This is a genomic window from Providencia sp. PROV129 (assembly GCF_028482245.1).
Classification (GTDB): domain Bacteria; phylum Pseudomonadota; class Gammaproteobacteria; order Enterobacterales; family Enterobacteriaceae; genus Providencia; species Providencia vermicola.
Map to the genome: position 1 here is coordinate 73337 of NZ_JAMPQD010000024.1, position 15112 is coordinate 88448.

Here is a 15112-nt window from a genome sequence, read left to right on the forward strand (position 1 = left end):
CAGTAAAGTGTAAGCAGCTTAAGGAGGAGAAATATGTATTCAAGAATAGGGCAGGTGGTGGCTCATCATCTCAAGCCACCATAGTTATGAAAGAGAATAATTAAACAGTAAATGGATACTTGATAGCTTCATGACACTGATACCCATCAAGTGTGAAGTCATCTGTTGTTACCCATGTTTCAATATCTTCTAACGTTTTAATTTTTGGGTTAATTGTTAATGAAGGAGAAGGAAATGGTTCACGCTTTAATTGCACATCTCTCATCAACGGTAACTGATTTTCATAAATATGTGCATTTACAATTTTATGGTAGGCCTTACCTGCTTTATGACCCGTAATCCGTGCCATTAATGCAAGTAAAACAAAGCATTGTACTTGATTGAAATTCAAGCCGAGCGGGACATCACAGCTACGCTGATATGATGTTAGATGCAGCGTATCGCCTAACAGCGAAAATGTATGAGTGTGCATACAAGGACGTAGGCACCCCATTTCAAATTCACCAGGGTTATAGAAAGTGATAATTTCCGCACGATCATCAATGCCATTTTTTAAGTTATTAACCACTTTTTGAAGTTGATCAAGATGGGTGCCATCTGGGCGTTGCCATGAGCGACCTTGAACACCATAAACACGGCCCATATCATCCTCCCCCTTTCGATGAGGATTATTCAGCCAAGCTTGGTTTTCATTCGCATTTGCATTCCATGTGTTGCAACCAATTTCACGAAATTGTGCTGCGTTATCATAACCACGCAAATAACCCAGTAGCTCAGCAATCGCCGCTTTATAAAAGCTTTTACGAGTCGTAATCAAAGGGAACTGATTATTACCAACATCATATTCAAGATCGGCATTAATTACAGTTAAACAACGAACGCCCGTGCGTTTGTTTTCAACCCATTGCCCTTCATCAATAATACGTTGGCATAACTCTAAATACGGCTTCATAGTGGCTCTCTTATTCGAAATAACTTAACTGGCAAGCTTAGAACTAAATACCTTATTTTCAATTAACTTATTGTATTTAAAATACTAAGCTAGCCTCAACAACAAGGTGATTTAACTACCTTTAGGCTCTTTTTCTGGCTTATGCGCAGGGACATTTTGACCATATTTATATGCCCATACAATCATTAAAATTCCAATAATTATCATTGGAATAGATAAAATTTGCCCCATACTAATACCGCCAAATAACCCAAGCTGGGCATCTGGTTGCCTGAAGAATTCAACAATAATCCTAAACGCACCATAACCAATTAAAAATAACCCTGAAACGCTCCCCATTGGCCTTGGTTTACGAACAAATAAATTCAGGATAAGGAATAAGACAATACCCTCTAAGAACATTTCATACAGCTGTGAAGGGTGCCTTGGTAATACACCATATTGCTCTAAAATCGGTAATAAAGAAGGGTCCTGCGCAGCCAATTGAATATCTTCGCTGCGTGAATGCGGGAATAGGAAAGCCCAAGGCGTATCAAGGGTTACACGTCCCCATAATTCACCATTAATAAAGTTACCGATACGCCCCATTCCTAAACCAAACGGGATTAACGGAGCAACAAAGTCAGAAACTTGAAGAAAACGGCGACGAGTACGATGTGCAAACCACATCATGGCACAAATCACCCCAATTAAGCCGCCATGAAAGGACATCCCGCCATCCCAAACCTTAAAGAGATAAAGCGGATCATCAAGGAAAACAGGGAGGTTATAGAAAAATACGTAGCCAAGACGACCACCAACAAATACGCCCACAAAACCAATATATAGTAGGTTTTCAACTTCGTTTTTAGTCCAGCCGCTATTTGGTTTTGCAGCACGGCGCCCTGCTAACCATAATGCGAAAACAAAACCAACAAGGTACATAAAACCATACCAGTGCAACGATACTGGCCCAATTGAGAACATAACAGGATCAATTTCCGGAAATGCTAAGTAGCTGTTACTCATCGTTCCCCACTTTTAATGATTAAGCCAATAGTTGGCTGGCTATAAAATATCCAATACACGTCAACGCATTTGAATGCGCGCAAAAGCATACAACAAAAGGTATGGTAACTTATACTCGAATATAATAATTTAACCGCAAACACGCAAAAATAAGGAAGCTAAATTCCACCACGAACAAACCCACCTAAGCGATGAATTTCCATAAAGTGGCTCGCTTCTTTTCGAACATTTTCACATGTTTCTGCCATTAATAATTTATCTACCAAATCAGTCATTAGCTCAGGATCAAGTTGACGAATAAGGTACTTCATCCTCGGAACACTTCGCCCACTCATACTTAAAGAGCGGTAACCAAGGGCAATTAATATCATAGCACTGAGTGGCTGGCCTGCCATCTCACCACACACACTGACAGGAAGCGCCAAACGCTGACACTCTTCACTGACCTTCGCCAGAAAGCGAATAACAGCAGGATGAAGATTATCATATAGAGCAGCAACATGTGTATTATTGCGGTCAACAGCAAGTAAATATTGTGTAAAGTCATTGGTACCAATAGAAATAAAATCTACGCGTTTTTTTATCTCTGGCAACAAAAATAACAACGAAGGTACTTCAAGCATGACACCAATTTGTGGCATTTTTACTGGCTGTCCAAGCAATTGGCTGACCTCTCCTTTCGCTCTTTTTATTAATGAAATAGCTTCATCTATTTCATTAATACTGGTCACCATAGGCAACAGAATGCGTAAATTTCCAGATAATGCATTAGCCCGTAGCATCGCCCTTAATTGAATTAAAAAAATCTCAGGCTGATCAAGCATTATGCGGATCCCTCGCCAACCTAGACTTGGATTTTCTTCACTAATAGGCATATAAGGAAGCTGCTTATCTGCCCCAATATCAAGGGTACGTAGCACGACAGGCTTTGTTGGAAATAACTGTAAAACTTCTTTATATAGCTGTTTTTGTTCATCTTCTGAAGGAAAACCATTGTGCAGCATAAACGGTAATTCTGTACGGTATAGCCCAACACCATCAACTCCTGTATTAATTTGCTGCTCATAGCGCGGACTTAACCCTGCGTTTAGGTGGATCTGTATTTGTTCACCACCTATTAAGGTTGCATCTTGCTCTAAAGTTCCCTCAGCCAAACGACTAATCACATTCTCTTCGTCAATAATCTGCTGATATTCCTGAATAATTAGGTTTTCGGGCTCAATGAAAACCTCACCACGGTAACCATCTAAAATCAAATGGCGATTATGTAGTAGAGACGGTTCAATATCCGCTCCCATTATGGCGGGAATACCCATTGCTCGGATTAAAATTGCTGAATGCGAGTGCGTTGCGCCATCACGGACAATAACACCCGCGAGCTGCTCCATCGGCAACTCAGCAAGCACACTGGCACTGAGTTCATCAGCCACTAAAATAAAGCGATCGGGCCACTGTTCATTCGCCGTTAACGAATCATCAAGATGAAATAATAAACGCTGACCTAACGCCTTGAGATCTGCGCCCCTTTCTCTTAAATAGAGATCACGTAAACGAGAGAATTGCTCAACATAGTTTTCAATAACCGTTTTCACCGCCCATTCAGCAGCGGCTCCGCCATCAATGGCTGTAAATAGATGTTTTTTAAGCTGAGGATCACTAAGCAAATGATTATAAAGGTCAAAAATTGCTGCGCTTTCTTTTGCAGAACTCGCCATAAAGCGTTTGCTGATCCTCCGGCATTCTGCCGTTGCACTTTCTAAGGCGGCAATTAAACGTTGCTTTTCACTATCGATATCAATGGCGCTGGTTTGGCTGATGCTATCAAAAGAGGGCTGTGAATTGTCTTGCCAACCATAGGCCATTGATATTCCCTGAGAAACAGGAATAGCTTTAATTCTATTTTGTCGATACTGCCCAAAAATCCCTTTGGCTTGTGCTTGTGATAAAATCACGGCAAGCTGCATCGACAACGTCACCATGAAAGACTCTTCTGTCTCATTAAACAGTCGTTTTTCTCTTTGCTGAACGACAAGCACGCCTAATAATTGACGTCGATAAACAATAGGGACACCCAGAAAGGCTTTAAGCTGCTCTTCTTTTAATTGAGGAAGGTATTTATATTGAGGGTGTTCACGAGCATCAGCGAGATTTAGCATTTCAGATTGACGCCCAACAGCGCCAACAACACCTTCATCAAAGCCAAGGCGAATAGCAATCCCGCTAGGTTTTTTTAACCCGCGGGTTGCCATTAAGTAATAGCATTGGCGGGGGTGATCAGCCAAGTAAATCGAACACACATCGGTTCGCATTGCTTTGCAGGTTTCATCCACCAACACTTCTAGCGCATCAGTCAAACTTGTCGCCATCGCAACTTTTTCGACAATTTCACGTAAACGCATCAACATAGGCTTACTTTGCTCCGCGCCTACGGTTATTAAAAGCGGGTCGTTGTGGTAATTTTTGTTCCTGTAAAGGCATAACAACTGGAGCGAATTCTTTCATTACACGGCGATAAACTTCCCGTTTAAAAGAAACCACCTGCCTGACAGGATACCAATAACTGACCCATCGCCAGCCATCAAATTCTGGCGATTTACTGCGCTGCACGTTTATATCGGCATCATTACATTGCAGTTGGAGTAAAAACCAACGCTGTTTTTGCCCAATACAAACTGGTTTTGTATCCCAACGCACCAAACGCTTGGGTAATTTGTAACGTAACCAATTACGGGTAGATGCCAGTAACCTGACATCCTTACGCTGTAGCCCAACTTCTTCGTATAACTCACGATACATCGCTTGCTCAGGTGATTCCCCTGGGTTGATGCCCCCTTGAGGAAACTGCCATGAGTGCTGACCATAGCGGCGAGCCCATAGAACCTGCCCTTGCCGATTACAAATTACAATTCCTACATTCGGGCGGTAGCCATCATCATCAATCACTCGACTACCCCAATAACCAAATTTGAAAGATACCTAATTGTTTCACACATACCCTAACTGGTAAACCTATATCAATACAGTTTGCAGATATGTCCGAAGTCTCTACAATAGTAAGTGCCTCAACGGGGTGCCAAAATTATTTTGGCTGAGAAATAACCCGTAGAACCTGATCCGGTTAATACCGGCGTAGGGATTTGAGCCACCGCCTGCAAACCTGCATCGGTTCACTCTCAAATCCTGTGTCACTCTCTTTTTAGCGCAGGAAAAAGCATGTTTAAAAACAAAATTATAGCATCGATTTTTACCCTCAGTGCACTCAGTTTGAGTCAATTCGCATGGGCAGAGAAACCAACCCTAACTGTCTATACCTATGACTCCTTTGCTGCAGAGTGGGGACCAGGCCCGCAAATTAAAAAGAATTTTGAAGCTCAGTGTGACTGTGAATTAAAAGTTGTTGCGTTAGGTGATGGTGTTGCCCTGTTAAACCGTTTGAGAATGGAAGGCAAGAAAAGTAAAGCTGATGTTATTTTAGGCCTAGATAACAACCTATTAGATTCAGCTGAGAAAACAGGCCTTTTTGCCCCTGCTGAAATTGACACAACCGCACTAAAATTACCCATTGCATGGGATAGCTCTGTTTTCATTCCTTATGACTATGGATATTTTGCATTCATTTATGACAAGAATAAAATCCAGCAACCTCCCGCAAGCATGGATGCGCTATTAAACAGCAAAAATAACTGGAAAATCATCTACCAAGACCCACGCACCAGTACACCAGGACTTGGGCTGATGTTATGGATTGAAAAACTGTATGGTGATAAATCCGCTGATGCATGGAAAAAAATGGCAGGAAAAACCCTAACGGTCACCAAAGGTTGGAGCGAAGCATACGGTTTATTCTTAAAAGGTGAAGGGGATTTTGTTCTGAGTTATACCTCATCGCCAGGCTACCAGATGCTAAATGATAAAAAAGATAATTATGCCGCGGCATTATTTAATGAAGGCCATTACATGCAAGTGGAAGTTGCTGCAAGGTTAAAAAACAGCCCACAGCCTGAACTTGCTAAGCAATTCTTGCAATTTGTTTTAACACCTGATTTCCAAAATACCTTACCGACCACTAACTGGATGTACCCTGTCATTGATATCCCTCTCCCAGACGTTTACAACCAACTTCCTCTACCAGAAAAAGCCTTACAATTTAGTTCACAAGAAGTGGCTAAAGAACGTCAAAATTGGACACGTTTATGGCAAACCGCCGTCAGTCGTTAATTAATCTGTCTTTATTGCCAGGAGTTCTCGCTTCTGGTTTATTAATTGCGATAGCGCTCCTCAGCTTTGGGGCGCTCTGGTTTTTTGCGCCTGAAATAGCCATTGATGACATCATCAGCGATAGTTATCTATGGCATGTCATTGGCTTTACCTTTTGGCAGGCATTTTTATCAGCTGTTTTTTCTGTGCTTCCCGCCATTTTCCTTGCGAGAGCGCTTTACCGCCGCCGTTTTTGGGGGCGGTCATTATTTATACGCCTCTGTGCGATGACACTTGTCCTCCCCGTTTTAGTCGCTGTTTTTGGTATTTTATCGGTATATGGACAAACAGGTTGGCTGGCAAAAGTTTGCCACTGGCTAGGCGTGGAATATCACTTTTCCCCGTACGGCTTAAAGGGGATTTTACTTGCGCATATTTTCTTTAATATGCCGCTCGCCACAAGGATGTTGCTGCAATCTTTAGAAAACATCGCCATTGAACAACGGCAATTGACCGCACAATTAGGTTTTAATGAGTGGCAGCAGTTTAAGATCTTAGAATGGCCTTATTTACGTAGGCAAATTCTACCAACTGCCGCACTGATCTTTATGTTGTGCTTTGCCAGTTTTGCCACCGTACTCGCTTTAGGTGGTGGCCCTGCGGCAACAACGATTGAGCTCGCAATCTATCAAGCGCTTAATTATGATTTTGACCTTGGTAGAGCCACAATTTTGGCGCTCATCCAATTGTTTTTCTGTATTGGATTGATGTTTATCTGCCAAAAAATCAATAACTTATTTTCTGTTGGTTTTAGCCAACAAACGCGGTGGGTAGACCCCGCAGATACCCTTTTTCGCCGTATTCGTGACTGTTTATTAATTGTGACGGCGATGCTATTGCTACTTCCCCCGCTGCTTGCAGTGTTTTTTGATGGTTTAAACGGGCAGTTATTCTCTGTTTTACAGCAACCTGCATTATGGCAAGCCACAGGAACATCCCTTTTTATTGCACTATGTGCAGGTGTAGTCTGTGTGATTCTCACTTTGATGTTGCTTTGGAGTAGCCGTGAGCTGCGTTTGCGCCACGCAATGCGACTTGGACAAGCGATTGAATTAAGTGGTTTAATTATTTTAGCCATGCCTGGAATTGTACTTGCAACGGGATTTTTTATCTTTTTCAATGAAACCATTGGACTACCTGAGTCACCCTATCCCTTAGTGATCATGACCAATGCCTTGTTGGCTATCCCGTATGCCTTAAAAGTCCTAGAAAACCCAATGAGAGACACCGCGGAGCGATATAATCCTTTATGCCAATCCTTGGCAATAACAGGGTTTAACCGTTTTAAAATTATCGAACTCAAAGCGTTACGCAAACCTATTGCCCAAGCACTCGCATTCGCCTGTGTGATTTCGGTGGGGGATTTTGGCATCGTCGCCCTGTTTGGCAATGAAAATTTCCGCACACTTCCCTATTATTTGTACCAACAAATTGGGGCGTATCGCACCAACGATGGTGCAGTAACAGCGATGCTACTGTTATTACTGTGTTTTTGTTTATTTAGCCTGCTCGAACGTATTTCAGGAAAACACCATGATTAAACTGACAAATTTAGACTACCAATATGATAACTTAACGATGTCATTTGATTTTTCAGTAACATCAGGGGAATGTGTCGCGATTATGGGGCCAAGTGGGGCGGGAAAAAGTACGTTACTAAGCTTAATCAGCGGTTTTCAGTTTCCCAAAACAGGCACGATAGAACTTAATGGGCAAGATCATACCTTTACCCCGCCAGCACAACGCCCTGTTTCCATGCTATTTCAAGAAAACAATTTATTCGCACACTTAACGATACGGCAAAATATCGGCCTCGGTTTGCAGCCAAGCCTGTGTTTAAGCACAAAGCAAATGCAGGTCGTCGAACAAATTGCAGCCCATGTCAGCCTAACTGAGTACTTAGACCGCTTGCCCGCACAGCTTTCAGGAGGACAGCGCCAACGTGCTGCACTGGCTCGCTGCTTGGTTCGCAATCAACCGATCTTATTACTTGATGAACCTTTTTCAGCCCTCGACCCTGCGCTTCGCCATGAAATGCTTACGTTGTTAAAAACAGTCTGTGTGGAAAAATCCATCACACTATTAATGGTATCTCATAATGTGGACGATGCCCTGCAAATCGCACCAAGAACCTTAGTGGTAGCTGCGGGTGAAATTGCCTATGACGGCGATACACAGGTTTTATTGCAAGGGCAAAGCGCAGCCTCTGCGCTTCTTCGTGTCACCAATACCAATTAATACTGTATAAATTCACACTATTGTCGTATATTATTGGGGATACTAGCAAACCGAGTTGCCCAATGCCCCAACCAATGACCCCTGCACAACAAGGCTTTATCTTGAGCCGGCACTGGAAAGACACCCGCCACGGCGTCGAGGTCACGTATTGGCTTCTTACAGACACACACCCACAAAAAGTCACCATTCCTAATCAAAAAGCAATTGGCTTTTTATCCGCCTCAAAACTGCCGATTGTTCAGCATCTTTTAGATGAGCAACTAAATGTCAGCTACCGATTACTCGAACTCTCTGACTTTAAAAGGGAAAAAGTCTACGCCATCTATTGTCATCAATATCGCCAATTACAAAATATCGAAAAAAGCTGTAAAGAATTAGGTGTTGAACTATTTGAAACGGATATTCGCCCTTGTGAACGCTATTTAATGGAGCGTTTCATTACAGCGCCTGTGTGGTTTTCCCGTAATTCCCGTGGTGAATACCAGCTCAAACCTTGTGAAGGTTATCGCCCGAACATTAAAGCCGTTTCTCTTGATATCGAAACCAGTCAACATGGCGAGCTGTATTCCATCGGGCTATCTGGCTGTGATGATAATGTGGTGTTTATGCTAGGCCCTGAGCAAGGCCCTGCATTAAATTCAGATCACCGCCTTGTGTATGTAAATAGCCGACCTCAATTGCTTGATAAACTCAATGAGTGGCTACAACAATATGACCCTGATGCCATAATCGGTTGGAATTTAATCCAGTTCGACTTACAGGTTTTGCAAAAACACGCAGAACGCTACGGCATTCCGTTGTTATTTGGCCGGCAAGGAACAAAACTTGAGTGGCGGGAACATGGCTTCAAACAAGGTGTTTTCTTCGCCTCAGCTCAAGGGCGGCTAATTATCGACGGCATCGATGCACTTAAAAATGCGACATGGCATTTTGCTTCATTTAGTTTGGAATTCGTCGCACAAGAACTTTTAGGGGAAGGTAAAGCGATTGGTACCCCCTACGATCGGATGGACGAAATCAACCGTCGCTTTGCTCACGATAAACCCTCTTTAGCGCACTACAACATTCAAGACTGTATTCTAGTCCACCGCATTTTCGAAAAAACCGACCTAATGGCTTTCTTGCAAGAGCGTTCATCCGTTACAGGTTTAGTGCCAGATAAAATGGGGGGTTCTGTTGCTGCATTCTCCCATCTTTATATTCCACGCTTACATCGCCTTGGCTTCGTTGCGCCAAATTTGACTGAGCACAAAATGCAGTTAAATCCAGGGGGATTTGTAATGGACTCACAACCAGGGTTGTATGACTCCGTGTTAGTGCTAGACTACAAAAGCCTATACCCCTCAATTATTCGCACCTTTTTAATTGACCCTGCGGGCATGATTGAAGGGCTTGCTCACCCTGACCCACAACATTCTGTTCAAGGTTTTCGCCAAGCATGGTTTTCGCGTACAACCCATTGTTTACCTGATATTGTTAGCCATATTTGGCAAGAGCGCGATAAAGCCAAGAAAGAACATAACGCACCACTTTCTCAAGCCTTAAAAATCATTATGAATGCCTTTGCAGGAGTGCTTGGCGCAGAAGGCTGCCGTTTTTTTGACCCGCGATTAACCGCTTCGATTACGATGCGCGGCCATGAAATCATGCGTACAACTAAGCGATTGATTGAATCCCAAGGTTACCAAGTCATTTATGGGGACACGGACTCCACATTCGTCTGGCTACGCGATCAACACAGCGAGGAACAAGCGCAAAAAATTGGCTATGCACTGCGTGATTACGTTAACACTTGGTGGAAACAACACTTAAAAGATGAATGGCAGCTCGAAGGCGTTCTTGAACTTGAGTACGAAACGCATTACCGCCGTTTTCTCATGCCAACCGTGCGTGGTGCGGAAATGGGCAGTAAAAAACGTTATGCGGGTTTAAGCCAAGATAAAATGATATTCAAAGGGCTAGAAACGATCCGTTCAGATTGGACTCCGCTAGCACAAATTTTTCAAAAAGAGCTCTACACCCGAATTTTTCATCGGCAAGCGTATCGTGAATATATTCGTGAATATATCCAAAATATTCGTGAGGGTAAATTTGACGACCGCTTAATCTATCGTAAGCGCTTGCGTCGAAAACTCACTGATTATCAACGTAATGTTCCACCTCATGTCCGCGCTGCACGTGCCGCAGATGACTATAATGTAAAATTGCAACGCCCATTACAGTACCAAAATGGGGGCTGGATAAGCTATATCATCACACAGGCTGGGCCTGAACCCCTCGAAATCGTGACAGCAAGGCCAGATTATGAACACTATATTTCCAAGCAAATCAAGCCAATAGCCGATGCAATTTTACCTTTCCTACAGGATGACTTTGATACCCTATTAACAGGCCAAATCACCCTGTTGTTTTAAAATTTATTATTCCACTGATGCTTTTTTAACAGGTGACGATAAGCCTCGGTTGAATTAATATAACGCCCCTTTGATATCCGCACAGCTAGACTGCACAAATAATGCGCGATAATCAGCAATACTCGTTATAATTCAATCAGCATTTCTTACCTTATCTTTAACGCGATTTTCGCTAAGAAGAACAAGCAATGATGGGAGCCACTGCAATTTGAATTTATTAATGTGTATAATTAATCATCAGGTAATGACTGTTTTTACAAAAATCGAATTCTTCCTTGTGCAACAGATAATGAGTTGCACCAGCACTGGGCGAAGACTCTGATAAAAATTGTCTTAAAAAATCTAAGAATAACTCACAAATTTATGGAATTAAGTTAAATCTATGCCATTTACTCTTGGTCAACGCTGGATCAGCGATACAGAAAGCGAACTTGGATTAGGCGCCGTTGTGGCTATTGATACCCGCATGGTAACGTTACTTTTCCCTGCAAGTGGTGAAAACCGCCTATACTCACGCAGTGATGCGCCCATTACCCGGGTGATGTTTAATGAAGGTGATACCATCACCAGCCACGATGGCTGGCAACTTCAAGTTGAAAGCATTGAAGAAGATAAAGGATTATTAACTTACATTGGTACGCGTTTAGACACGCAAGAAACTGATGTAAGCCTCAGAGAAGTGTTTCTCGATAGTAAATTGACCTTTAATAAACCACAAGACCGTTTATTTGCAGGACAGATTGACCGAATGGATCGCTTTGCACTGCGCTTTCGCGCGCGTAAATTTCAAAGCGAACAGGTTAAACATCAAGCCACAGGCCTACGTGGCATACGCGCCAGTTTAATTCCACACCAATTACACATTGCCAACGAAGTTGGCAAACGCCATCACCCACGTGTTTTACTCGCAGATGAAGTCGGTTTAGGAAAAACCATTGAAGCTGGGATGATCATCCACCAGCAACTCATTGCAGGCCGTGCTGAGCGCGTCCTTATCATTGTTCCAGATAGCTTACAGCACCAATGGCTAGTGGAAATGCTCCGCCGTTTTAACCTGCGTTTCTCGCTGTTTGATGATAGCCGTTATAGCGAAGCACAACACGATAGCGATAACCCATTTGAAACCGAGCAATTAGTCCTGTGTTCACTGGATTTTGTCCGTCGCAATAAGCAGCGTTTCGACCAACTAGTTGAAGCGGGCTGGGATATGATGGTTGTCGATGAAGCCCACCATTTACAATGGAGTGAAGCTGCGCCAAGTCGTGAATACCAAGTCATTGAAACATTAGCAGAAAATATTTCATCAGTCCTTCTGTTAACCGCAACACCTGAACAACTTGGCCAAGAAAGTCACTTTGCTCGTTTGCGCCTTCTCGACCCAAGTCGTTTCCATGAATATGCGGAATTTGTTGCAGAGCAGGAGAACTACCGCCCTGTTGCTGATGCCGTTTCATTATTGTTATCTGGCGATAAACTGACTAATGATCAACAAAACTTACTCAATGATTTGATCAAAGAGCAAGATATTGAGCCATTACTGAAAGCCGCTAATCTTGAAACGGAAGATGGCACTGCAGCACGCCAAGAACTGATTAACATGTTAATGGACAGGCATGGCACGAGCCGTCTGTTATTCAGAAATACCCGTAATGGTGTTAAAGGCTTCCCTCGTCGTGAGCTACATTCGTTAAAAATGCCATTACCGACCCAATACCAGACTGCAATTAAAGTCGCAGGTATTATGGGCACCAAAAAAGACACGGAAACCCGCGCGAAAGAGATGCTATACCCTGAGCAAATTTACCAAGAGTTTGAAGGGGAAAATGCGACCTGGTGGAACTTCGACCCACGCGTTGAATGGTTGATGGGCTTTTTAACCGCGAATCGCAATGAGAAAGTCCTGGTTATCTGCGCAAAAGCGGCAACTGCACTGCAATTAGAACAAGTATTACGTGAACGTGAAGCAATCCGTGCCGCCGTCTTCCATGAAGGGCTATCACTGTTGGAGCGCGACCGTGCTGCAGCCTACTTTGCTTCCCAAGAAGAAGGGGCGCAGGTATTACTGTGCTCTGAAATTGGTTCAGAAGGCCGTAACTTCCAGTTTGCTAACCAATTAGTGATGTTCGATCTACCATTTAACCCTGATTTGCTAGAGCAGCGTATTGGTCGTTTAGACCGTATTGGTCAAAGTCGAGACATCAGCATTCATGTGCCTTTCTTAGAAAATACCGCACAAGCAGTGCTAATCCGCTGGTACCACGAAGGCTTAGATGCTTTTGAGCACACCTGCCCGACAGGTCGCGCCATTTACGATAAATACTACCAACCACTGCTGCAATTTATGGCTGAACCAACTGTCACCGAAGGGTTTGATGAGTTCATCAAAACATGCCGCGATGAACACGACAGCTTAAAACTGCAATTAGAACAAGGCCGTGACCGTTTGCTGGAGATGCATTCAAACGGCGGAGACGCAGGCAACCAGCTAGCAGAAGAGATTGGTGAAGGCGATAACGACACTGAGCTGGTTAACTTCGCACTAAACTTGTTTGATATTGTTGGTATTAATCAGGAAGATAAGAGCGATAACTTAATCATCTTAACACCATCCGACCATATGCTAGTCCCTGATTTCCCAGGTCTTCCACAAGATGGTTGCACCATCACATTTGATAGGGAACAAGCCCTTTCCCGTGAAGATACACAATTTATCAGCTGGGAACACCCAATCATCCGTAATGGATTAGATTTAGTGTTATCGAGTGATACTGGCAGCTGCGCAGTTTCTTTACTGAAAAATAAAGCATTACCTGTCGGTACGTTATTGACTGAATTAATTTACGTGGTCGAAGCACAAGCGCCAAAAAACCTACAAATCAGTCGTTTCTTACCCGCCACACCAGTACGTTTGTTAATTGATTTAAAAGGCAATAACTTATCTTCTCAAGTGGAATTTGAAAGTTTTAACCGCCAATTAAATGCCATTAACCGTCATATGGCGAGCAAACTGGTGAATGCAGTGCAAAACGAAGTGCACTCAGTCCTGCGTTTGTCTGAACCGATGGTGGAAAAAGAAGCGAAATTACTGATTGAGAGCGCAAAAGATGCCGCTGATAAAGCGTTAACCTTAGAACTTTCTCGTTTAGAAGCGCTAAAAGCGGTCAACCCAAATATCCGTGATGAAGAGCTGGATATTATTGAAGAAGAACGCCAGCAACTGATGACCAATATCGACCAAGCCACATGGCGCCTCGATGCCATCCGCTTAGTTGTCGTGACGCATCAGTAAGCTATAACAATCGAACCATAGAACACGTTATGGTTCGATTGTGAATTTAAAATCTACAACTCGAGTGAGCTAAATCATTACGTCGTGTTTTTACGTAATAACAATAGGATTACCCTAAATAATTCGAGTTGTAGGTAGGCGGCAAGCAAAGATATCTCGGGGAGCATATGCCCCGAGTAGCTGAGCGACACCAACACCCCTACAACTTGAAGTATAACGGGTAATTGAATGATACCTTACAATCCACCACTTGAACCTTGGCTGCATGTCCTATACCAAGATGACCATATTATTGCGGTGAATAAGCCAAGCGAACTACTTTCTGTACCTGGAAAAGCACCTGAGCACCACGATAGCATTATGAGCCGTATTCAACGTGATTTTCCTGCCGCTGAATCCGTACATCGCTTAGATATGGCGACCAGTGGCGTCATGGTTGTGGCATTACACAAAAAGGCTGAGCGTGAGCTAAAGCGCCAATTTAGGGAACGTGAGCCCAAGAAATTCTATATTGCTCGTGTCTGGGGACATTTAGAAAAAGAAGAAGGCTTGATTGATTTACCGCTAATTTGTGATTGGCCAAACCGCCCTAAGCAAAAGGTGTGCTTTGAAACAGGTAAGTCGGCACAAACGGAGTACCAAGTATTGGCGCGCGAAGACCAAGCTACTCGCGTGAAGCTTTCACCCATTACGGGACGTTCTCACCAACTGAGAGTCCATATGTTAGCTTTAGGCCACCCAATATTAGGCGACCGTTTCTATGCTCACGATGAAGCAAAAGCTTTAGCTCCACGCTTACAGTTACATGCTCAGGAGTTATATATCACCCATCCTGAATATGGCACGCCAATGCATTTTACCTGCCCACCGGATTTTTAACGCTAGATTTATTTGATCGTTTGATTAATTTTCCCTCCCCCTACCATACCCTAAATAGTTCGTGTTGCAGCTAGG

Annotated in this window: 10 protein-coding genes and 1 riboswitch; of the genes, 6 read left to right on the forward strand and 4 right to left on the reverse strand. The window is 43.2% G+C overall.

Translation table 11 applies throughout. The features are described 5' to 3' along the window. Positions 1-100: 100 nt before the first annotated feature. From PSF27_RS17500 to rppH, 4 genes are all read right to left on the reverse strand, one after another. Positions 101-952: a thymidylate synthase gene (locus PSF27_RS17500; protein ID WP_206083719.1), complete on the reverse strand. Its 852-nt coding sequence runs from the start codon at positions 950-952 to the stop codon at positions 101-103. A gap of 111 nt (positions 953-1063) precedes the next feature. Then, positions 1064-1960 (reverse strand): prolipoprotein diacylglyceryl transferase, encoded by an 897-nt coding sequence (gene lgt / locus PSF27_RS17505; RefSeq protein ID WP_206083718.1) that lies wholly within the window; start codon positions 1958-1960, stop codon positions 1064-1066. 158 nt (positions 1961-2118) lie between these two features. After that, positions 2119-4365, reverse strand: a complete 2247-nt coding sequence (gene ptsP / locus PSF27_RS17510) for a phosphoenolpyruvate--protein phosphotransferase (RefSeq protein ID WP_272681937.1) — start codon at positions 4363-4365, stop codon at positions 2119-2121. A gap of 4 nt (positions 4366-4369) precedes the next feature. Continuing rightward, positions 4370-4903 carry an RNA pyrophosphohydrolase gene (gene rppH / locus PSF27_RS17515; RefSeq protein ID WP_206083716.1) on the reverse strand — a complete coding sequence of 178 codons (534 nt, stop codon included), beginning with the start codon at positions 4901-4903 and terminating at the stop codon, positions 4370-4372. A gap of 113 nt (positions 4904-5016) precedes the next feature. Continuing rightward, positions 5017-5114, forward strand: a riboswitch (TPP riboswitch). A gap of 59 nt (positions 5115-5173) precedes the next feature. Between rppH and thiB the strand changes: the two genes are divergently transcribed. The 6 genes from thiB to rluA all read left to right on the forward strand — a co-directional run bounded on the left by thiB (position 5174) and on the right by rluA (position 15037). Next, positions 5174-6178 carry a thiamine ABC transporter substrate binding subunit gene (gene thiB, locus PSF27_RS17520; RefSeq protein WP_272574345.1) on the forward strand — a complete coding sequence of 335 codons (1005 nt, stop codon included), beginning with the start codon at positions 5174-5176 and terminating at the stop codon, positions 6176-6178. Next, positions 6154-7758 carry a thiamine/thiamine pyrophosphate ABC transporter permease ThiP gene (gene thiP / locus PSF27_RS17525; protein WP_272539802.1) on the forward strand — a complete coding sequence of 535 codons (1605 nt, stop codon included), beginning with the start codon at positions 6154-6156 and terminating at the stop codon, positions 7756-7758. The genes thiB and thiP overlap by 25 nt, the downstream gene beginning before the upstream one ends. Continuing rightward, a complete protein-coding gene (thiQ, locus tag PSF27_RS17530) occupies positions 7751-8455 on the forward strand; it encodes a thiamine ABC transporter ATP-binding protein ThiQ (RefSeq protein ID WP_272681938.1) in 705 nt (234 codons plus the stop codon). Before thiP ends, thiQ begins: the two co-directional genes overlap by 8 nt. 62 nt (positions 8456-8517) lie before the next feature. Continuing rightward, the gene (locus PSF27_RS17535; protein ID WP_442958954.1) at positions 8518-10869 is read left to right on the forward strand and encodes a DNA polymerase II; all 2352 of its coding nucleotides are present in this window, start codon (positions 8518-8520) and stop codon (positions 10867-10869) included. A 382-nt stretch (positions 10870-11251) separates the two neighbouring features. After that, positions 11252-14158, forward strand: coding sequence for an RNA polymerase-associated protein RapA (gene rapA / locus PSF27_RS17540; protein WP_272681939.1), 2907 nt, complete (start codon positions 11252-11254; stop codon positions 14156-14158). Positions 14159-14386: 228 nt separating this feature from the next. Continuing rightward, positions 14387-15037 (forward strand): bifunctional tRNA pseudouridine(32) synthase/23S rRNA pseudouridine(746) synthase RluA, encoded by a 651-nt coding sequence (gene rluA, locus PSF27_RS17545; RefSeq protein ID WP_272681940.1) that lies wholly within the window; start codon positions 14387-14389, stop codon positions 15035-15037. Positions 15038-15112: the final 75 nt, after the last annotated feature.

What these genes read in the sequence shown, in the direction of transcription:
- PSF27_RS17500 (WP_206083719.1), bottom strand. Translation starts at nt 952, where the DNA reads ATGAAGCCGTATTTAGAGTTATGCCAACGTATTATTGATGAAGGGCAA.
- lgt (WP_206083718.1), bottom strand. Translation starts at nt 1,960, where the DNA reads ATGAGTAACAGCTACTTAGCATTTCCGGAAATTGATCCTGTTATGTTC.
- ptsP (WP_272681937.1), bottom strand. Translation starts at nt 4,365, where the DNA reads ATGTTGATGCGTTTACGTGAAATTGTCGAAAAAGTTGCGATGGCGACA.
- thiB (WP_272574345.1), top strand. Translation starts at nt 5,174, where the DNA reads ATGTTTAAAAACAAAATTATAGCATCGATTTTTACCCTCAGTGCACTC.
- thiP (WP_272539802.1), top strand. Translation starts at nt 6,154, where the DNA reads ATGGCAAACCGCCGTCAGTCGTTAATTAATCTGTCTTTATTGCCAGGA.
- thiQ (WP_272681938.1), top strand. Translation starts at nt 7,751, where the DNA reads ATGATTAAACTGACAAATTTAGACTACCAATATGATAACTTAACGATG.
- PSF27_RS17535 (WP_442958954.1), top strand. Translation starts at nt 8,518, where the DNA reads ATGCCCCAACCAATGACCCCTGCACAACAAGGCTTTATCTTGAGCCGG.
- rapA (WP_272681939.1), top strand. Translation starts at nt 11,252, where the DNA reads ATGCCATTTACTCTTGGTCAACGCTGGATCAGCGATACAGAAAGCGAA.
- rluA (WP_272681940.1), top strand. Translation starts at nt 14,387, where the DNA reads ATGATACCTTACAATCCACCACTTGAACCTTGGCTGCATGTCCTATAC.